1 protein-coding gene is annotated in these 1706 nt (G+C 65.7%); it reads right to left on the reverse strand.

What is annotated here, in order from left to right; all coding sequences use genetic code 11:
* Positions 1 to 41: 41 nt before the first annotated feature.
* The gene (locus tag ACFVQG_RS38230) at positions 42 to 749 is read right to left on the reverse strand and encodes a hypothetical protein (protein ID WP_383393207.1); all 708 of its coding nucleotides are present in this window, start codon (positions 747 to 749) and stop codon (positions 42 to 44) included.
* Positions 750 to 1706 lie beyond the last annotated feature (957 nt).

Below are 1706 nucleotides of genomic sequence, written 5' to 3' on the forward strand. Positions count from 1 at the left end.
CAGCGCCGTAGTGGCGGCCCGGCCGGGCCCGGGTGGCCGGGTCAGGAGACGGCTTTGAGGTTCTGGCGACGCTTGGCGTCTTCCCGGCGCCGGCGAGCTCGCTCGTCTGCCCGTTCCTTACGCAGCCGCTCGATCTCCTGCCTCATCTTCTCCAGTGACGGGAAGCGCACCAACTCGGGCAGGCTCTGGTCCGCACGGATCTCCTTGAGAGTGACGTGCTGATCGACCTTGATGTACTCGGGTTCCATGGTCTCGGTGCCCGGGATGAACTCCGCTACGCGGTAGCTGTAGGGCGGGTTGAACTGGTAGACCCCGCGCTTCACACGGAAGACGATGCCGTGCGACATGATCTCGCCCAGGGCCTCGGTCACCTTCGTGCGCGCCACGTCCAGGACGGTCGCCATCTCGTCCTGAGTCAGGGGGATCCGCCCGCCGGCCTTCTGGCAGGCGATCATCAGCAGGATCAGCCGCAGCGGCAGCGCCTCGCGGAAGAACTGCGCGATGACCAGGAAGAACTCCAGGCTGTCCATGGAGAACGCGTTCGGCTGCTCCGGCGTCCCGTAGAACTCCATCGGCTTGCGCTGCTCGCCCAGCGAGAGCTTCCGGCCCGGGTACTGCCGTGCGACCTCGTCTAGGTCCTTGACGGGCCGTAGGGGCCGGTTCCAGGCGTCGGAGGGATCGCCCAGCGGCAACTTCGGCTGCGGCGCCCCCTTGGCGCTCGGACGGCGGCGCTGCGGCTCAGTCGACACGAGGCTGCTCCCACGTTGTTGATCTCCGGACGCGCAGCAGTATGTCAGCTCTGCTTGAAACCGATGTCGCTCCGACACGACATGCCGCGCAAGTTGTGTCCCCCCAGGGGGGACAGATCTCCCCCCTGCCCGCCCGGCGGTCGACCCGCCAGACACATCCGCCCCAGATGTCGCCTGTACTTGACACAGACGCTCGGAACGTGTCGCCTCCAGTTGACATTGAGCGGGCGATGTGCCCCCTCAGTCGAGACAGATCGACCGCGATATGTCCCGTCAGCCGGTACATATCCCGCGATCCGCAACGCGCTGACCTGCGGGTTCTTGATCTCGGTAAGTATCAAGTGGCTGAGGTCTTCCCGCAGGCGCCGGCCGGACCCTCCGTGGCTGAGGCGGCTTCGCGTGCGGGCCCGTGGGCCCGCGCAGACCGTAGGCGGCATCAGCGGCTCTGAGTCTCGGGTGGTACCGGCCGTGACGGACAAGCAGCAGCAAGGGCGTGACGGGCGCTATCGGTGGGTTCCGCCGCCCGGCCCTGGGGGCCGTTCGGCTCCGGTACCTCCGCACACCGAATTTCGAGTTTCCCATTTCTGAGGTTCCGTTCTGTGGTTAAGGTCAGTCCAGCAGAGGTGAATTTGGCGTCTTTATCTGTGCTGGCTTTCGGTGAAATGCACAGGTGAAACTTACGCGCCTTTATCGGTGCAGCGGTGCGCCCTACCAGTTCCAGAGTCTATCTAGTGCTTCAAAGTGAAGCACGCGAATCGCTGCCGATCACCCGATGGGAGTAAGCCCGCCCCCGACGGCTCAGGTTCTCCGACCCCCCGTCACCTCCCCTCGCTCCACCACTCGTTCCACCCCCCCCGGCCTCCCCCTCTCCTCCTTGCTGCTGCTTTTCCTTACGTTCACCCTTCACGGTCTGGGGGTTGGGGGCTGGAGCGCAGCGGAGGCCCCGATCCAGGCTCG

This window comes from Streptomyces sp. NPDC057877 (assembly GCF_042796855.1).
Classification (GTDB): domain Bacteria; phylum Actinomycetota; class Actinomycetes; order Streptomycetales; family Streptomycetaceae; genus Streptomyces.